Below are 15,293 nucleotides of genomic sequence, written 5' to 3'. Positions count from 1 at the left end.
GCGTTGCGCTGCTCGGCTGTCGGGCCACCAGCCCGACCTTCGCAGCGCGCCTACGTGGCCGCCCCATTTCTCCCAACCACGGCCCACGCCGACTTATGCAGACCTTCCTTAGCTCCAAAGATCCAAGGGCGGCTCGCGCGTCATCGCCCGCAGCAAGTCGCTGCGCGACAGAAAACCGATGGCCACGCTGTCCTCATCCACCACCGGCAAGCCAGGTAGGCCGAGATCCAGCAGCAGCTGAGCCACCTCGCGCAACGGCGTTTCAGGCGTGGCGCTGGGCACCGGCGTCCACATGGTGTCGATCACCGGGCGAGCCAGCCAGGCCTCCCAGGCCGGCAGGTCCAGCAGCTCGGGCTGGTCCAGCGAACGCAAGGGCAGCAGATCGGCGCGCAGCAGCAGGCCGACCGGCCGGCCCCGGCGATCCAGCACCGGCGCCTGCCCCACACCGCGGCGCACCAGCAGCCGCCAGGCCTCGGCCAGCGTGGCCTGCATGGACACCGACACCAGTTGCCGGCTCATCAGCTGCTCCACCAGGGTCAGGTTTTGCCTGCTCGCCGGCGCTGCCGCCTGGGCATAGGCCGACACCGCCTGCTGCCCCGGCAAGGCCGGCCCGCCGCGGCTGGCGCCAGCACCATCACGCGACAGGCGCAGTTGCACCGATTCGGCAGATTCACCGCTGCCCCGCGGTCGCACCGGCTCGACGGCGCGCAGCCGCGCGGCCGCCTGCACCGCCCCCAGGCCGCGCACGCCCTCGACCGAGCCGCTGAAGACACGCCCGTTCAGACCATAGACGGTGAACATCCCAGCCCCCTTGAATGAGTGGGTGTCAGCTCTGACAGCAGCACCCAAAAGCGATTGCAATGCGCCCGCGCTCGCACTATGGTGCGAGGCTTCGCCTGCGCAGTATCTGGCGGCCCCGCTCTTTCCCACAAGAACTTGCAAGACCCGTTGGAGATCCAGATGCTAGCGCCCTCGTTCCTGCCTGCCATTTCGACCCGAGGAGTCTGCGCGCTGGCGCTTTGGCTGGGCCTGCAGGGCAGCGTCGCACTGGCCGCGCCGATGCACCCCTGGCTGGTGCCGCCCCCGCAAATGGCCAAGAGCGCGCACTTCACCAATCTGAGCGACGGGGCTCGCATCGAGACGCCTTATCTGGTCAAGTTCGGCCTCACCGGCATGGGCATCGCGCCGATCACCAAGGCGCAGGAAAAGACCGGCCACCACCATCTGCTGATCAACCGCGAGTTGCCGATGAACTTCGCGCAGCCGCTGCCTTTCAACGATCAGTACGTGCACTTCGGCAAGGGCCAGATGGAAACGGTGCTGACCTTGAAGCCGGGCGACTACACGCTGCGCCTGGTGCTGGCCGATCACCGCCATGTGCCGAATTTCGTCTACAGCAAGCCGCTGAAGATCACCGTTACCAAGTTCAATGCCGATCAAAGCATCGAGGCGCTCAGCCAGCCCGGCGTCAGTCTGATGTTGCCCAAGTCCGACGGGGGCGTGGCGCTGCCGGTGCAGGTGATGTTCCATGCCTCCAAGCTGAACGTCTCGCACCTGGCACTGAAGGAAAAGGGCACCGGCCATTTCCGCCTGAACATCGCTGCCGAGGGCGGCCGCAGCGAGCAGATCGACTTTGCCGGCGGCGAGACCGAAGCCTGGTTCAAGCCGCCGCGTGGCCGCTACCAGTTGAAGCTGGACTTCGTCGACAACACCGACCCAAGCAAGGTGCTGCACAGCAGCCCGGTGTCGACACTGGACCTCAGCAAGTAGGCGCCACACAGCGATGGGCTACAGTGACGGCCCTGTTCTCACTGAAAGCCGTCCATCATGTCCACGCTGCCCGCCTGCCCCGTTTGCGCCCAGGAGAACACTTACCCGGACGGCGACATGCTGATCTGCCCGGACTGCGGCCATGAATGGTCGGCCAGCGCCGCCGCAGAAAGCACAGAGGATGCCGATGCGCCGATCTGCGACGCCAACGGCACTCCGCTGGCCGACGGCGACGCCGTCATCCTGATCAAGGATCTGAAGGTCAAGGGCTCGTCGATCACCTTGAAGAAGGGCACCAAGGTCAAGAGCATCCGCCTGGTTGGCGGCGATCACGACATCGACTGCAAGATCGACGGCCAGAGCTTCTCGCTGAAGTCCGAGTTCCTCAAGAAGGCTTGACGAAGCGCAGCGTCATGCGATCGCTCTCACCGATCGCTTCGTAGCGGGCGCGGTCCTTGTCCTTGTTGGCCCAGGTCGGCGGCAAGGCCCAGACACCGTTTTCGTGGTCAGCCGTGTCCTTGGGGTTAGCATTGACCTCGCTTTTCGCGGCCAGCTTGAAGCCAGCACTCTCGGCCACGCGGATCACCCAGGCCTCGTGCAGATAGCCGCTGCTGGCCTTTTCATCCTGCGTGCGCGCGGCCGGCAGGCGATGGTCGACCACACCGAGCACCCCGCCCGGCTTCAGCGCCGTGAAGGCGCTCTTGAACACCGCCTGGGTAGGCGCCTCACCGAGCGCGGCCCAGTTGTGCACATTGCGGAAGGTCAGCACCAGGTCGACCGTGCCCGGTGCCGCATAGACCAGCTTGCCGCGGGCGGCATCGAACACGCCGAGCTGCACCTTGTCGAACACGGCCGGCTGCGCGGCCAGCTTCTGTTGCAGCCGCTCGATGCTGCGCTTGGCGTAGGCGCTGTCGCTGGCGGGATCGTCGGCGCCAAGAATCAGCTTGCCCTTGTCGCGCAGGTACGGGGCCAGGATCTCGGTGTACCAGCCACCGCCGGGCGCCAGCTCAACCACCGTCATCTCCGGCTTGATGCCGAAGAAGCTCAGCGTTTCGTAGGGGTGGCGCGCCGCGTCGCGGGCCACGAAGGCCGGCGTGCGCTGCGGCTGGGCGATGGCGGCACGCAGGGCTGCGTCGGCCTGGGCCGGCGCGGCGTGCAGGGCTGTGCCCAGGGCCGCAAGGGCCAGGCAGATCGGAGCGAAGGCATTCTTCATCGTCATGGCTTTCTAGCAAGGCTGAGAGAGGGCGCAGTATCTGGCCCTTGCAGCAGCCCTGCCCAAAGACACGCCCACACCCCGCTGCCGCACGGGGCTCTGGCGCGGCTTTCAGACTGATTCAGCCCGTTCAGGCCCGATTTCAGCGCGGCTTCAGGCCAAGCGGGCGATGCCTCGGCAGCATCCCGGCTTTTCCACCACCGGCTTGCCGACATGCAAACACATGCCTTCGATCCCGAGCGCCAGCAACGCATCATGGTGCTGCTGCGCCTCACCCTCGCCATCCTGGTCGCCATCCATGGCTGGACCCGGCTGACCGGCGGCTCCACACCCGGCTTCGGCCGCTACCTCACCCTGCATGGCGTGCCCTTCGGCGCCTTCTTCGGCTACTTCGTCACCTATGCCGAGGCCTTTGCCACCCTGCCGCTGGCCTTGGGCAGATTCGTCTTTCCGCTCAGCAGCATGTTTTCGGCGATTTATCTGGTCGGCATCCCCGTGCATCACCTGCAATACGGCTGGTTCTCGTCCGGCCATGAGGATGGCTGCGAATACCCAACGTTGATGGTGATCTGCTTCGCGCTGATGGCCTGGCAGCATGCGCCGCGCCGCCTGAGCTGGCCGCGCCTGGGCCAAGCTGCCTCGTAGAATCGCCCCGCGCCGCGAGGCTCGCGGCGCCGCCCCGGGGTATCGATGGATCGTCTTCCTGAACAAGCATTGCAAATCGGTGACTGGCGGCTGGAGCCCGGCAGCGGGGCGCTCAGCCGCGTCACGGATGGCGGCGCGAGCGCACAGGAAACGCAAGAGGCCCAGCGCCTCGATGCCCGGCCGCTGCGCCTCTTGATTTACCTGGCCGGTCGGGCCGGCGAGACCATCAGCATGGACGAGCTGCTGGAGCAGGTCTGGCCCGGCGTCGTCGTCACCCAGGATTCGGTCTACCAGGCGATCACCGCGCTGCGCCGCGCCTTGGGCGACGACAGCAAGCAGCCGCGCTACATCGCCACCGTGCCGCGGCTCGGCTACCGCCTGATCGCCCCGGTGCAGACGCTCCCCATCACGACGATCAGCGGCCTCAGCGCCGCCGCGGCCAACGCAGCGCTGCAACAGGCCGACGCTGCGCGCAGCGCCGAGCTTTCCGCCGATCTCGCCCGGCCCGCGGCGCTGAAGCGCCTGCGCCTTCGCCTCTCCCTGCTGCTGCCGGCACTGCTGCTGGCGGTGGTCGCAGGCTTTGGCCTGTGGCAGCAGCACAGCAGCGCCCCGGCCGCTCGGACACTGGCCGTGCTGCCCTTCCTCGATCTGACCGACGCGATGGACGCCGAGCCGCTGGCCGATGGCATGACCGAGCAGCTGATCGACGTGCTGGGTCGCCATCGCGAGTTGCAGGTCCAGGCCCGCTCGCGGGTGTTTGCCTACAAGGGCCGCGACTGGCCGGCCAGCCGCATCGGCCAGGAGCTCGGCGTGAGCCAGGTGCTGGAAGGCAGCATCCGTGGCAATGGCGAGCAGCTGCGCATCAGCGTGCAGCTGGTACAGGTCAGCGATGGCAAGGTGCGCTGGTCTGCTTCCTACGACCGCCCGCGCACCGAGCTGCTGAAGCTGCAGGGCGAGGTGGCGCAGCAGATCGAGCAGGCCGTCGGCGGCACGCTGGGCTCGGGCATCGCGCCCTGAGTGGGGGCACGCTGATGCGCAAGGCCGAACGGCTGTTCCAGCTGGTCAATCTGATCCGCGTCCATCAACCGGTCACGGCCGCCACGCTGGCGGAGCGGCTCGGCGTGTCGGTGCGCAGCATCTATCGCTACATCGACGATCTGTCGCTCAGCGGCATCCCGCTCTATGGCGAGGCGGGCGTCGGCTACGCGCTGCATGAGCACTTCGAACTGCCGCCGCTGAGCCTCAGCGCCGCCGAGCTGCAGGCCTTGCAGTTCGCCGTCGCGCTGGCGCGGCAGTCGGCCGGCCGTCAGCTCGGCGAGGCTGCCGCCTCGCTGCAAGCCAAGCTTGAAGCGGCGTTATCGCCCGGCGCCTTGGCGCACGAGCCCGCCCGGCTGCGCGCGATGGCCGCGCCGCTGTCCTGCGCACAGCAGCAGCGCTGGGATCAGCTGATGCAGGCGATCGAGGCCGGGCTGTGGCTGCGCCTCAGTTACCGCCGCGAGGACGGCAGGCGCAGCTTCCGCCGCGTGCTGCCGCTGGGCCTGTTCTATTGGCGGCCGCAATGGACGGTGGGCGCCTGGTGCGGCCTGCGCCAGCAGTTCCGCGACTTCAGGCTCGACCGCATCGAAACGCTCGAACCCTGCGAGGCCATCCCCGGCGCCACAGCGCCCGGGTTGGAGCAGTACCTGGCCCAGCGCCAGGCCGAGGCGAACGCCTGGGCACAGTCGCAGGCTGAGTCAGCGAAGGTCCGGGCGCCGCACTGACACCCCGTTGTCAGCAGCCCCTGCCCAGACTGCGCAACAGCCGTGCAGGGCGGATGGTCCGCGCTGCGGCCTTCTCGACAAGGAAACCCATGATGACCTCGACGCCCGTGCTGGAAGTCGCCCTGTTCACCGTCAAGCCCGCATGCATCACGCGTATGCCGCAGCTGCGCGATGCGCTGCGCCAGACGCTGAAGGATTTTCCCGGCGTGCTCAGCTATCACGCGCTGCAGGCCCATCCGGGCAGCGATCAATTCGCCGACCTGGTGCGCTGGGACAGCCTCACCCATGCCAAGGCCGCTCAGCAGGCCTTCGAACAGGGCGACCCGCGCTTCCTGCCCTATATGCAGGCGATCGAGCGGCTCGACTTCATGGGCCACTACGAGTGCCCTGACGAGTTCTGAAATTCGCCAGTGCTGAATCACGGCGCGACCGGCTCAGTCCACCGGCAGCGCCGTCTCGTACTTAACCTCGCGCAGCACCACATTGCTGCGCACGCTGGCCACGCCGGGCACCTTGAAGATCTTGCTCTGCAGGAACTGGTCGTAGGCCTTCATGTCCGGCACAACGATCTTGATCACATAGTCGGCCTCGCCGGTGATGCCGTGGCATTCGATGATTTCGCGGCTGGACAGCACCAGCTGCTCGAACTGCTCGACCGCGCCCTCGCTGTGCCGCACCAGGCTGACATTGGCCAGCACGCAGATCGACAGGCCGAGCTTCTCACGGTCGACCAGCACCACCTGGCGGCGGATCACGCCGCTGTCTTCCAACTCCTTGACGCGCCGCCAGACCGGCGTGGCCGACAGCCCGACCCGCTCGGCCAGCGCCTGGGTGGACAGCCGTGCATCGGCCTGCAGCGCCTCCAGAATCAGCCGGGTCGCACGATCGAAACGTTCATTTTCCATATCAAGCCTCTTTGAGATGAATTTTCCCATTGATCCGCTTGACAGCGGTGATTCAAGTAAGAAACTCCGCGCTGGCTGACGAAAAATCTTGCGCTCACCGCAGAACCCGTCATTTGGCCGCCGGCCAAGAGTTCCCTCTGGAGTTGCCCATGTCCGACGCCCACGCCCTGACACCCTCGCCCGCCGTGCCCGCGCTGCGCAACTACAAGCTCTCGGACAATCTGGCCGCCGACAGCGGCGCGGTCTTCCTGACCGGCACCCAGGCGCTGATCCGCCTGCTGCTGGCGCAAAAGCGGCTGGACGAGCGCAACGGGCTGAAGACGGCCGGCTTTGTGTCCGGCTACCGCGGTTCGCCGCTGGGCATGGTCGACCAGCAGCTCTGGAAGGCGAAGAAATTCCTCGACGCGGCGCAGATCAACTTCCTGCCCGCCATCAATGAAGACCTGGCCGCCACCGCCTGCCTCGGCGTGCAACGGGTGGCGCTGGACCCCAAGAGAGTCGTCGATGGCGTGTTCGCCATGTGGTACGGCAAGGGCCCGGGTGTGGACCGCTCCGGCGACGCGCTGAAGCACGGCAATGTCTACGGGACGTCAACGCAGGGCGGCGTGCTGGTTGTCTGTGGCGACGACCACGGCTGCGTTTCGTCCTCGACACCGCACCAGAGCGATCTGGCGCTGCAGGCCTGGAGCATGCCCATCGTGCACCCGGCCAATGTGGCCGAGTACCTGGAGTTCGGCCTCTATGGCTGGGCGCTGTCGCGCTTCTCGGGCACCTGGGTCGGTTTCAAGGCGATCTCCGAGGTCGTCGAATCCGGCATGACGGTGGACCTGGACAGCGTGCCGCTGGACTTCGAGCTGCCAGTTGACCACGTGCCGCCCACCAATCTGCACATCCGCTCGGTCGACCTGCCCTCGCTGGAGCTGGAAACCCGGCTGGCCCACAAGCTCGACGCGGTGCGCGCCTTCGCCAAGCTGAACTCGATCGACAAGCACATCGTCGTCAGCCCGCGCGCCACGCTGGGCATCGTCACCGTCGGCAAGGCGCATTACGACTTCATGGAAGTGCTGCGCCGCCTGGACCTGGACCCGAACGCGCTGGCCGCAGCCGGCGTGCGCGTCTACAAGGTCGGCCTGGTCTATCCGCTGGAATCGACGCGGATGATGGAGTTCGCCCAGGGCCTGACCGATATGCTGGTGATCGAGGAAAAGGCCCCGGTCGTCGAGCGCCAGATCAAGGAGCTGCTCTATCACCTGCCCGATGCACAGCGCCCCCATGTGATCGGCAAGAGCGATGAGCAGGGCGCGCCGGTGCTCTCCGCACTCGGCGAGCTGCGCCCCTCGCGCATCATGAACACCGTGGCCGACTGGCTGGCCCGGCTGAACCCGGCGCTGGACCGCCGCCATCTGGTGGTGGACTTCCTCACCCCCTGCCTGCTGTCCAACGCCGCCGATGGCGTGCGCCGCCAGCCCTATTTCTGCTCGGGCTGCCCGCACAACACCAGCACCAAGCTGCCCGAGGGCTCGCGCGCGCTGGCCGGCATCGGCTGCCACTTCATGGCCAGCTGGATGGAGCGCGGCACCTCGGGGCTGATCCAGATGGGCGCCGAGGGCGTGGACTGGGCTGCGCACAGCCGCTTCACCACTGAGAAGCATGTGTTCCAGAACCTCGGCGACGGCACCTACTACCACTCCGGTTACCTGGCCATCCGCCAGGCCATCGCCGCCAAGACCAACATCACCTACAAGATCCTCTACAACGACGCGGTGGCCATGACCGGCGGTCAGCCGGTCGACGGCCAGACCAGCGTGCCGCAGATCGCGCGCCAGGTCGAGGCCGAGGGCGTCAAGCGCCTGGTCGTGGTCAGCGACGAGATCGGCAAGTACAAGGGCCACGAGGGCCTGTTCCCGGCCGGCACCAGCTTCCACGACCGCAGCGAGCTCGACAAGGTGCAGCGCGAGCTGCGCGAAATCGAAGGCGTGACGGTGCTGATCTACGACCAGACCTGCGCCGCCGAGAAGCGCCGCCGGCGCAAGAAGAAGGAATTCCCGGACCCGCCGAAGCGCATCTTCATCAACGAAGCCGTCTGCGAGGGCTGCGGCGATTGCGGCCAGGCCAGCAACTGCCTGTCGGTGGTGCCGGTGGAAACCGACTGGGGCCGTAAGCGCGCCATCGAGCAGAGCAGCTGCAACAAGGATTTCTCCTGCGTCAACGGCTTCTGCCCGAGCTTTGTCTCCGTCCATGAGCCGGTGCTGAAGAAGCGGGCCGGCGCCAGCTACAGCGCCGAAGACCTGGCCCGCGAACTGGCCGCCATCGGTGCGCCGGCCGCCTGGCAATGGACCGGCCCCTTCGATCTGCTGGTCACCGGCGTGGGCGGCACCGGCGTCGTCACCGTGGGCGCACTGGTCTCCATGGCCGCGCATCTGGAAGGCAAGCAGGCCTCGGTGCTGGACTTCATGGGCTTCGCGCAAAAGGGCGGCTCGGTGCTGTCCTTCGTTCGCGTGGCGCCAACGCAGGATCTGCTCAACCAGGTCCGCATCGACACCCAGCAGGCCGATGTGCTGCTGGCCTGCGATATGGTCGTCGGCGCCAGCCCCGATGCGCTGGGCACCGTCAAGCCGGGCCGCACCGTGATCCTGGCCAACACCCACGAGCTGCCCACCGCCGCCTTTGTGCGCAACCCCGACGCCAATCTGCAAGGCGACTCGCTGCTGGCCAAGATGCGCCATGCGGTCGGCGGCGATACCGGCTTGCTCGATACCGTCGATGCCCAGGCCATCGCCCAGCAGCTGATGGGCGACACCATGCCCAGCAACATCATCATGCTCGGCGCCTGCTGGCAACGCGGCCTGATCCCCTTGAGCGAGACCGCGCTGATGCGCGCCATCGAGCTCAATGGCGTGGCCATCGAAGGCAACAAGACCGCCTTCGCGCTGGGCCGCCTGGCCATCGCCGCGCCCGAGGCCTTGCGCCGCCTGGCCGGTGCGCCGCAGGGCGTGGTGCAAGTGCTGAACTTCGACAAGCTCGATGGCGAAGACGGCCTGATCGCTCGCCGCAGCGCCTTCCTGACCGACTACCAGGATGCCGCCTATGCCCAGCGCTACCGCCGCCTGGTCGAGCGCGCGCGCCAGGCCGAGGCGGGCCTTGGCGAGGCCGGCAAGGCCGAGCGCCTGACCAAGGCCGTGGCCCGCTACTACGCCAAGCTGCTGGCCTACAAGGACGAGTACGAGGTCGCCCGCCTCTACACCGATGGCAAGTTCGAAGCCGCGATGAAGGCGCAGTTCGAGAACTGGGAGCGCCTGAGCTTCCATATGGCGCCACCGCTGCTGTCCAAGCCCGGCGCCGACGGCAAGGCCAAGAAGATCGAACTGGGCAGCTGGACCTTCCAGGCCTTCAAGCTGCTGGCCCGCTTCAAGGGCCTGCGCGGAGGCATGCTGGACATCTTCGGCAAGACCGAGGAACGCCGCATGGAACGCCAGCTGATCAGCGACTACGAGGCCTTGATCGATGAGCTGCTGGCCCATCTGAGCGCCGACAAACTGGAGCTCGCCGTCAAGCTGGCCCGCCTACCGGAGACGATACGCGGCTACGGCCACGTCAAGCTGGCCAATGTGGTGACGGTGCGCGCGCAGTGGAAAGACCTGCTGGACCGCTTCCACGGCCGCGCCACCGAGCCCGTGGCCCAGGTCGTGGCGATGCCGCAGCGGGTGAAGGGTGTGGCAGAGCTGTAACTCCCCCCGGGTTTGACGGGTTGCCAAAGCTGCGCCCAGGGCCGACCATCGCTGCAGATCAGGCAGCAGTAGGCCGGGAAGGTGCGATGCGGGTTGAGTTGTTTCCGCAAGACGAAGACGTTGACGGGCTGGCGCCGGCCGAGGCGCTCAAGGCCTGGTCCGGCGATCCCGAGCAGGCGCTGCGGCTGGCCTGGGCCTGGCGGCAAAGCCACGTGTCGCAGAGTCGCGCCCTGCTTGACGCCGCGGCCGAGGGCATCGCGGCCGAGCCGGCCTGGCAGGCGCGGGCCGAAACGATACTCGCGGAACAGGCGCAGCTGGAGCAGCGCCACGCCGATGCGGCCACGCTGATCGCGCGCGCCGAACAGCGCTTTCAGGCACTGAACGACCCGCTCGGCCTGGCCGACGTGCTGCTGGTGCGCATCATGCTGGCCTTCGACCGTGGTGAAAACGACCTCGCCGAGGCCCTGGCGCCGCGCGCCATCGCCGCCGCCCTGCAGGCCGGCGATCTGGGGCGGCGCGGCCATCTTCAGCTGATGTGGGCCTGCAGCTGGGTCAGCCGCGACCAGCGCCGTGCCGCCGAGCTGGCCGAAGGCTTGTTGCCGCCGCGGCTCGCCGATGCCCCGCTGGCGCTGCAGGCCACAATGGCCCAGTACCTGGCGATGCAAGAGACCCAGCAGGGCGACTTTGCCAGCGCCATCCACCACTTCGTGCTCGGCCACCACGCCGCGCTGGCCAGCGGCCAGCTGCGACGCGCGATCATGAGCTGCTGCTCGGCGGCCTTCTGCTTTGGCCAGTTGCTGGACCCCGGGCATGCGCTGGAATGGATCGAACGCGGCCTCGCGCTGGCCCGCGACACCGGCTGGCCGGCGCAGATCGCCAACTGCCGCTACATGATGGGCCAGGCGCTGTTCCTGCTGGGTCGATTTGACGCCGCGCGCGAGGTGCTGGAGGAAGTGCTGCTGGCCACCCGTGACAACCCGGGTCTGCCGGTCGTCGGCCAGGCCGAGGAGCGCCTGGGCCGGGTGCTGCTGCAGCAGGGCCAGGCGGCCGAGGCGGCCCAGCTGTTTGACCGCCTGCAGCATCGTGCACTGAGCCAGCAGTACAGCGATCTCGAGGCCGAGGCGCTGGACGGACTGGCACAGGCACAGCTGGCCTTGGGCGACGACGTGGCGGCACGCCAAAGCGTGCAACGCGCCCTCGATGTGGCGCGCCGGCATGGCTATGCCAGCGGCGCGCTGATGGCCCTGAAGACACTGGCACAGATCGAGCGCAGCGAGCCGGCCACGGCACTGCAGGTATTGCAGCAGGCCGAAGGGCTGAGTCAGGCCAGCCAGGGATTGAAGCTCGGTGCCGATTTGCTGGTGGCCATGGCCGATGCCTATGCCGCCCAGGGGCGCCATGCCGAAGCCTTTGCCGCCGAGCGCCGAGCCCGCGAGGTCGCGGCCCAGCAGGCCAGCGACGAAGCGCAGCAACGCGCGCTGGCGATGCAGGCTCATCTGGAGAGCCAGCGGCTGAGCCAGGAAAACGAACACCTGCGGCAGCTGGCACGCTCCAATGCCGAGCGCATCGCGCTGCTGGATCGCAGCCAGGAAACGCTGCAGGCCATCAGCCGCATCGGCCAGGAGATCACCGCCACGCTGCTGCACGAGCATCTGTTCGAGCGGCTGTCACGGCATCTGCGCAGCCTGCTGCCGGTCAATGCCTTCACCGTCTACCGCCTCAATGCCGAGGCGCAGCGCCTTGAGCCGCTTCACGCGGCCGAGGATGGCCGTGCGCTGCTGGCTCGCCGCATCCCGCTGGACGATCCGAACTCCTTTGCCGCGGCCTGCGTGCGCGAACGCCAGCTGCTGCAGATCGACAGCGATGGCGTCATTCCCTCGCGCAGCCAGATCCCCGGCGCCAGCATCATGTGCAGCCTGATGTTCGCGCCGCTGCAGCTGGGCGAACGCATCATCGGCGCGATGAGCCTGCAGTCGCGCCAGCGCCAGGCCTTTGGCGAGCGCGAGCTGGCCATCTTCCGCAGCCTCAGTGCCTATCTGGCCGTGGCGCTGGACAACGCCCAGGCCTATGCCGGCATGGCCCAGATGCAGCACCGATTGGCCGAGCAGCAGAAGCTGGCGGCCCTGGGCAGCCTGGTCGCCGGCGTGGCCCATGAGCTGAACACGCCGGTGGGCAACAGCCTGCTGGCCGCCTCGACGCTGCAGGATGGCATCACCAGCCTGCGTCGCGAGATCAACGGCCAGCAACTGCGCCGCAGCAGCTTGAGCCGCTTCCTCGACCAGAGCGACGATGGCCTGGCCGTCATCCTCAGCAGCATGCGCAATGCCAGCACGCTGGTGCGCAGCTTCAAGGAACTGGCCGTCAGCCGCGAAACCCACCCGCGCGAGCGCTTCCGCCTCGACGAGGTCTGCCGCGCTGGCCTGGCGGCCCAGCAGGCCCGCTACGACCGCAGCGGCATCGAGCTGCAGTGCCTGCTGCCCAGTGGGCTGGAGATCGACAGCCACCCGACGGCCTTGGTTCAGGTGCTGAGCATCCTGCTGGACAACGCGCTGGTCCATGCCTTTGGTGAACAGGCCCCTGAACAGTCCGGCGTGCGCATCGAGGCCCGCATTGAGGGCGAGCAGTTGCAACTGAGCGTGCGCGACAACGGTCGCGGCATCGACGATGCCATGCAAACACGCGTCTTCGAGCCCTTCTTCACCAGCCGCTTTGGCCAGGGAGGCAACGGCCTGGGCCTGGCCGTGGCACGCAATCTGGTCCATGGCGTGCTGGGCGGAGATTTGAGCCTGCGCAGCGCACCCGGCCAGGGCAGCGAATTCCTGCTGCTGCTGCCGCTGCAGGCGCCTGCCGCCTGACGCCGACCCTGCTAGACCTTCCATCAGGGTTTGCACCGGAAGCCCTTGGAAACCCTGTGTATCCGCCGTTGCTGACATTTGCACACTGGCCGGGCGCGTAAAGAAGTCGTGCGGTATGCGCGCACCAGACGCCAGGTCCTGGCATTTCTGTCACACATCTCTGATTGCGAGATCCACATCATGCAAACCTCCCCTGCATCGATCCGTCACGCCTCCGCCCTGCTGCTGGCCTTGCTGGCCGCTGCACCACTGGCTCAGGCAGGTGTCGTCAACAACACCTACATCCAGAACTCGGCCACCGAGATTCGCGGCCAGCTGGGCGGCTATTCCCGCCCGACCGTCTACGTCGACCGCAACGCCTGTGGCGAAGGCACCCCCGGCAGCGCCGTGGCCTGCAGCCCCTACACCATCAGCGTCGGCCAGCGCTTTCTGCAAGGCCAGGAAAACAGCTACGGCAACTACGTGGCCAAGTTCATCATTGCCCATGAGTGGGGCCATACCATCCAGTTCGCCCGAGGCATCAACAAACGCGCGCCGTATCAGGAGCTGCAGGCCGATTGCGTGGCCGGCACCTTCGCCAAATACGCGCAAACCAATCTGCGCTACCCGGCGTTCATTGAATCGGCGGTGAAGTCGGCGCGCGCCGCGGCCGACTACTCGACCCATGGCACGCCCTCGCAGCGCGACTACTACTCGCGCTACGGCTATGCCAATGGTCTGAACACCTGCCTGACCGCAATCTGAACGGAGCAGCAGCCATGAAGCCCATCAAGGCGACCCTGGCTGCTGCACTCGGCGCTGCCGCGCTGCTGGTTTGGTACTGGCAGGACGAGCAGGCCGAGCAGCAGCGGCTGGCGGCCCAGCAGGCCGCCGAAGCGGCGCAGCGCGCCGCCGATGCCGGCAAGAACACCGGCCTGCGCGATCTGTTCGCCACGCCAGCACCAGCGAGCAGCGCCTCCGGCACCCAGTCGGGCGACGCCTGGCAGGCGCTCAATGCCGCAGCGGCCCAGCACAGTGGAGAGCCCGGCGAGGCCGCCGAGCCAAAGCTCGAGCCCGAGACGGCCGAGCAACTCGCCCTCAATGACTCGCTGCGCCGCCTCGGTTATCACATCGACGAGCGCTATTACCGGATGCCGCTGGCCGAACTGCGTCGCACGGCGGCCAGCAATGACCGCCAGGCCCTGACCCATCTGGCCGAGCGCTATCTGTTTGCGCTTGACGGCAAACCCACCGAGCCCGAATTCGAACCCGGCTTCGCCTATCGCGATGCCGCCCGCCAAGCACTGCAACAGGCTTATCTGGCCGGCAATCTGCACGCCGCGGCAATGATCTCTGAGGCCTATTTGATCGAGCGTCGGCCCACCGACGCGGCGGCCTGGAACCTGATCGCCCAGCGGGTCGGCGACAAGCTCAGTGCCGACTGGTTCCTGACCACGCGCGATTACCAGCAGCTCAGCGACGAGCAGAAGCAGCTGGCCGCGCGCCAGGCCGACACGATTTGGGCACAGTTGGAAGCACGCAAGCGCAGCAACGGCTGAGCGCGCCAACTTCCACACGGCCGCAACGCTGCAGGCGGCGCTATGCTTGGCGCCTGCCAGCCGCTTGTGCTGCTGGGCCGCCGTTCAAGCCTTGACGCCAAGCCACCACCTTCACCGCCGCTACACACCGCCGCCGCGCCACAAGTGCCGGCGGCTGGCCTTGCTGGGCGTCCTTGGCCCACTCACAATGCCGTGCCTGGCGGCCGAGCCGGTTCCTTTATGCGTTGGCAACTATCCGCCCTACAACAGCCACGAGCTGCCTGACAACGGCCCGGTGCTGCAAATCGCCACCGAGGCCTTCCGCCATGTTGGCCTGCCGGTCAGCATCAGCTTCCTGCCCTGGGTCCGGCTGCTCAAGCAGGCTGAGGCCGGCGAATGCGCCATCGTCGGCATCTGGCGCAATGCCGAACGTGATCGGCTGTACGACTTCTCGGCACCCATCGTGCGCCAGGAACTGGGCCTGTTCGGCCCGGTGGGGACGCCGGTGAAGCAGTTGAGTGGCCAGCTGATCGGCGTTGAACGCGGCAGCTATCTGCCAGCTCAATTGCTGGAAAAAGACGTCCTGCGCTACCAGGTACTGGGCGTGCGACAGAACTTCACCATGCTGCACCATGGCCGCATTGCACTGGCCTTTGCCGACCGCGCCGCCGGCGAGTACCTGCTCAGGCAGCAGCCCGAGATGGCGCTGAAGATTGAGTGGAAGGAGCCGCGGCTGGAGTTCAAGGACGCCTATCTGGCGGGCCACCGCCGCTACCCGCTGGCGCGTGCGTGGGTGCAGGCTTTCGACCGCGGCCTAAGCGCCATGAAGGCCGACGGCAGCTACCAGCGCATCCTGAAAAAGGCAGGGCTGCTGGCACCAAGCTGAGGATGCAAACAGGC

General features: G+C 67.4%; 14 protein-coding genes. 11 read left to right on the top strand and 3 right to left on the bottom strand.

What is annotated here, in order from left to right:
• Positions 1 to 108: 108 nt before the first annotated feature.
• Complete coding sequence (locus RQP53_RS10955; protein ID WP_315650346.1) at positions 109 to 801, bottom strand: CBS domain-containing protein; 693 nt, start codon at positions 799 to 801, stop codon at positions 109 to 111.
• A 159-nt stretch (positions 802 to 960) separates the two neighbouring features.
• Here RQP53_RS10955 and RQP53_RS10950 point away from each other — a divergent pair, with 159 nt between their 5' ends.
• Positions 961 to 1,770 (top strand): DUF4399 domain-containing protein, encoded by an 810-nt coding sequence (locus RQP53_RS10950; protein ID WP_315650345.1) that lies wholly within the window; start codon positions 961 to 963, stop codon positions 1,768 to 1,770.
• A gap of 57 nt (positions 1,771 to 1,827) precedes the next feature.
• On the top strand, positions 1,828 to 2,169 hold the full coding sequence (locus RQP53_RS10945; RefSeq protein ID WP_315650344.1) for a zinc ribbon domain-containing protein YjdM: 342 nt from the start codon (positions 1,828 to 1,830) through the stop codon (positions 2,167 to 2,169).
• Here the strand turns inward: RQP53_RS10945 and RQP53_RS10940 are convergent.
• Entirely contained in the window at positions 2,156 to 2,989 is an 834-nt protein-coding gene (locus RQP53_RS10940; protein ID WP_315650343.1) for a class I SAM-dependent methyltransferase, read from the bottom strand. The two genes, RQP53_RS10945 and RQP53_RS10940, sit on opposite strands and share 14 nt — an antisense overlap.
• 207 nt (positions 2,990 to 3,196) lie before the next feature.
• Here RQP53_RS10940 and RQP53_RS10935 point away from each other — a divergent pair, with 207 nt between their 5' ends.
• From RQP53_RS10935 to RQP53_RS10920, 4 genes are all read left to right on the top strand, one after another.
• Positions 3,197 to 3,628: a DoxX family protein gene (locus tag RQP53_RS10935; RefSeq protein WP_315650342.1), complete on the top strand. Its 432-nt coding sequence runs from the start codon at positions 3,197 to 3,199 to the stop codon at positions 3,626 to 3,628.
• Positions 3,629 to 3,673: 45 nt separating this feature from the next.
• Positions 3,674 to 4,645 (top strand): winged helix-turn-helix domain-containing protein, encoded by a 972-nt coding sequence (locus RQP53_RS10930; RefSeq protein ID WP_315650341.1) that lies wholly within the window; start codon positions 3,674 to 3,676, stop codon positions 4,643 to 4,645.
• 14 nt (positions 4,646 to 4,659) lie between these two features.
• A complete protein-coding gene (locus tag RQP53_RS10925; RefSeq protein WP_315650340.1) occupies positions 4,660 to 5,388 on the top strand; it encodes a helix-turn-helix transcriptional regulator in 729 nt (242 codons plus the stop codon).
• 92 nt (positions 5,389 to 5,480) lie between these two features.
• Positions 5,481 to 5,789 carry an antibiotic biosynthesis monooxygenase gene (locus RQP53_RS10920; RefSeq protein WP_315650339.1) on the top strand — a complete coding sequence of 103 codons (309 nt, stop codon included), beginning with the start codon at positions 5,481 to 5,483 and terminating at the stop codon, positions 5,787 to 5,789.
• 33 nt (positions 5,790 to 5,822) lie between these two features.
• Here the strand turns inward: RQP53_RS10920 and RQP53_RS10915 are convergent, their stop codons facing one another.
• Positions 5,823 to 6,293, bottom strand: a complete 471-nt coding sequence (locus tag RQP53_RS10915; protein ID WP_315650338.1) for an Lrp/AsnC family transcriptional regulator — start codon at positions 6,291 to 6,293, stop codon at positions 5,823 to 5,825.
• Positions 6,294 to 6,442: 149 nt separating this feature from the next.
• On the opposite strand from RQP53_RS10915, the gene RQP53_RS10910 reads away from it, so the two are divergent.
• The 5 genes from RQP53_RS10910 (at position 6,443) to RQP53_RS10890 (ending at position 15,279) form a co-directional block, all read left to right on the top strand.
• Positions 6,443 to 10,021 (top strand): indolepyruvate ferredoxin oxidoreductase family protein, encoded by a 3,579-nt coding sequence (locus RQP53_RS10910; RefSeq protein ID WP_315650337.1) that lies wholly within the window; start codon positions 6,443 to 6,445, stop codon positions 10,019 to 10,021.
• A gap of 86 nt (positions 10,022 to 10,107) precedes the next feature.
• A complete protein-coding gene (locus tag RQP53_RS10905; RefSeq protein WP_315650336.1) occupies positions 10,108 to 12,876 on the top strand; it encodes an ATP-binding protein in 2,769 nt (922 codons plus the stop codon).
• 180 nt (positions 12,877 to 13,056) lie between these two features.
• Positions 13,057 to 13,620 carry a neutral zinc metallopeptidase gene (locus RQP53_RS10900; RefSeq protein ID WP_315650335.1) on the top strand — a complete coding sequence of 188 codons (564 nt, stop codon included), beginning with the start codon at positions 13,057 to 13,059 and terminating at the stop codon, positions 13,618 to 13,620.
• Positions 13,621 to 13,634: 14 nt separating this feature from the next.
• Positions 13,635 to 14,414: a hypothetical protein gene (locus RQP53_RS10895; RefSeq protein ID WP_315650334.1), complete on the top strand. Its 780-nt coding sequence runs from the start codon at positions 13,635 to 13,637 to the stop codon at positions 14,412 to 14,414.
• 187 nt (positions 14,415 to 14,601) lie between these two features.
• Complete coding sequence (locus RQP53_RS10890; RefSeq protein WP_315650333.1) at positions 14,602 to 15,279, top strand: substrate-binding periplasmic protein; 678 nt, start codon at positions 14,602 to 14,604, stop codon at positions 15,277 to 15,279.
• The last annotated feature ends 14 nt before the right edge of the window (positions 15,280 to 15,293 follow it).

It is taken from the genome of Roseateles aquae (genome assembly GCF_032337115.1).
Classification (GTDB): Bacteria; Pseudomonadota; Gammaproteobacteria; order Burkholderiales; family Burkholderiaceae_C; genus Roseateles_C; species Roseateles_C aquae.
The sequence above is the reverse complement of the archived record's forward strand: the minus strand, read 5'-3'. Positions and strand labels throughout refer to the sequence as shown.